At 64.0% G+C, this 2602-nt stretch carries 3 protein-coding genes and 1 pseudogene; all 4 read right to left on the bottom strand.

Annotation, left to right across the window (positions count from 1 at the left end; translation table 11 throughout):
• Positions 1-227: hypothetical protein (locus QZY03_RS23440; RefSeq protein WP_295585111.1), on the bottom strand; the 227-nt coding region annotated here is incomplete at its 3' end.
• Positions 228-302: 75 nt separating this feature from the next.
• On the bottom strand, positions 303-1337 hold the full coding sequence (locus QZY03_RS23435; RefSeq protein ID WP_295585109.1) for a histone deacetylase: 1035 nt from the start codon (positions 1335-1337) through the stop codon (positions 303-305).
• A gap of 315 nt (positions 1338-1652) precedes the next feature.
• A complete protein-coding gene (rlmB, locus tag QZY03_RS23430; RefSeq protein WP_295585107.1) occupies positions 1653-2393 on the bottom strand; it encodes a 23S rRNA (guanosine(2251)-2'-O)-methyltransferase RlmB in 741 nt (246 codons plus the stop codon).
• 16 nt (positions 2394-2409) lie between these two features.
• Positions 2410-2602: pseudogene (locus tag QZY03_RS23425) on the bottom strand (hypothetical protein); the annotation flags it as partial.

Here is a 2602-nt window from a genome sequence, read left to right as displayed (position 1 = left end):
CGGCAGGAGCGGCCCACGACCGCGACGCGGGCCGGCTTGGGCCTGGCCGGATTAATGAGCAATGCCCCTTTTCCTGGGACCTGCTCGCGCTTGATGACGTGAGACCATGACCAGAGGACGCTGATCGTGCCGACTTTGGTCATCGTTCCGGCAACCGGAGGTCGAGGCTTTAGCCGGTCCAGCGTGCAGGCACCACGGATTTTCTTTAGGATCTCGGAAATCGCCATCGGCTAAAGCCTCGGCCTCCAGTTGCGGACAGGCCGTCGCTGGCCGGAACGATGATCAAGGCCATCGTGCTCCCTTCAGAGTGCCCAATAACGCGATTGCACCTCGCGATAGATCTGCAGCGCCTCGGTATTCGCCGGACGCTGCTCACCGCGATTGAACTTGAGCGGTGTGCGCAACGCTCGCCCGGTCAGCCCGGCGACGACCGCCGCGGTGGTCTCGGCGATGGCCTCGAGATGGTAACCGCCTTCCAGCACATAGGTGATCCGACCGCCGCACAGGTCTTGCGCGACCGCATTGAGGACGAGGCACGCGTCGCTCAGGCATTGGGATGTGAGATTGATGCCGGCCAGGGGGTCCATGTAATGCGCATCCAGACCCATGCTCACGATCATGGCACCGGGTTGGTACTGGTGCAGGATCGGCACGATGACCTCGGACAGGAGTCGGTCGTAGGTCGCCGCGCCTTCGCCGCCGAGCAGCGGCAGGTTGACGGTGAAGCCTTCGCCCGCACCGCTGCCGCAGTCGTCCAGCGCGCCGGTGCCCGGATAGATGCCCCATTGATGCGTGGAGACATAGAGCACATCCGGGCGCTGGGCGAAAATTGCTGCCGTGCCGTTGCCGTGATGGACATCGATATCGATGATGGCGACGCGCGCCAGACCTGCCGTCTTCAGGAGATGCTCGGCGGCTACCGCGACGTTGTTGAAATAACAGAAACCACCATAGAAATTCCGGCCGGCGTGGTGCCCCGGAGGTCGCGGCAGGACCAGTGTCGGCGCGCCCGTCGCGACCGCCTGCACCGCACCCTGGATGGTGCCGCCGGCCGCGAGCAAGGCGGTCTCGTAGGTCTTGGGGCGATGATAACAATTCGGATCCAGAGCGCCTTCGTAGTCCCCCTCGAGTTCGGCCAGGAGGCTGGCCGCATGGACCGCGAGGATGTCCTCCAGCGCGGCCGGCACGGGCTCCCGGACGCCATCGGCCAGACCCTCCAGCGCGAGCCGCTCCATGATGGACTGCACCCGCTGCGGACATTCGGGGTGACCCGGGGTCTGCAACTGATACCGGTAACCGTCGCTGTAGAAGATCGGCAGATCGGTACATTGCTTCATGGTTAGGAACCGTTCACTAGTAAGAACAACAAGTCCATTAGTAAACCCCTTCGGCGTCCCGGTCGCTATCGTTGTCGTTGTCGGAGACGACGCGGTGCGCGAGAGTCCTCGCGGGTAGCATATAGCCTTCGCACCTGATATCCGGACAGATACACGTGTAGGGGCGGGTTTGAAACCCGCCCCTACGTCCGGTTATCACGGCCGATGGCTACATCACGTCCGACGGCTATAAACTCGATTACGACAACGACAACGACAACGACAACGACAACGACAACGACAACGATTGTGTTTAATTTGTTGTTGACTCCTTCCTTATCTCCGCTGGCGAACCGCCTCATAAAGACAGACACCGGCGGCCACCGAGACGTTCAGACTTTCGACGGTGCCGGCCATCGGCAGGCGCACCAGGAGGTCGCAGCGCTCGCGGGTCAAACGCCGCAGGCCCGATCCCTCGCTGCCCATCACCAGACCGATCGGGCCTTTCAGGTCGGCGGCATAGAGATCCGCGGCCGTGTCGCCGGCGGTACCGATGAGCCAGATGCCGCGTTCTTTGATCTGATCCATGGTGCGGGCGAGATTGGTGACCTGGATATAGGGCACGGTCTCCGCGGCCCCGCTCGCCACCTTGCACACCACCGGCGTCAGGCCCACCGCGTTGTCCTTGGGGGCGATGACCAGATGCACCCCGGCCGCGTCGGCGGTGCGCAGACAGGCGCCCAGGTTGTGGGGGTCCTGGACCTCATCGAGCAGCAGCAGCAGCGGCGGGCCGACAATCTGGTCCAGCAGGGTGTCGAGATCCTGAATGGGCCGTGACGCCGGGATGCGCACCCAGGCAAGCGCACCCTGATGGTTGGCCCCGGCGGCCGCCTGATCCAGCGCGGCGCGGTCCTGTTGGCGCACCGGGATGCCGGCCTGGCCGGCCAGCTCCGCCAACTCCGCCAAGCGCCGGTCGCGCCGGCTGCGCTCCAGCCAGAGTTCGCCGACGCCGTCGCGGCCGAATTTGAGTGCGCTGCGGACACTGTGGATACCGGCGACCGGGGCGAGATCGTTCATAAGTGAAACAAATTCATCAGGGAACACCTTTGGCGTCGTTGTCGTTGTCGAAGTGATGATACCCGCGAAGGCCTTGATCGTCATCCCAGCCAGCGGTGTGCGTAGTCAGGGCTTCCAGCCCTGACGGTGTCAGGCCAGGATGGCCTGACGACGCACCCGGCGAGCCCAAGTGGCCGGAATCTTGATCGAGGCCCCCGCGAAGAAGCTCT

Source organism: uncultured Lamprocystis sp. (assembly GCF_903933125.1).
Lineage (GTDB): Bacteria > Pseudomonadota > Gammaproteobacteria > Chromatiales > Chromatiaceae > Thiodictyon.
Note: the sequence above shows the minus strand (reverse complement) of the source record. Positions and strands in the feature narration are given on the sequence as shown.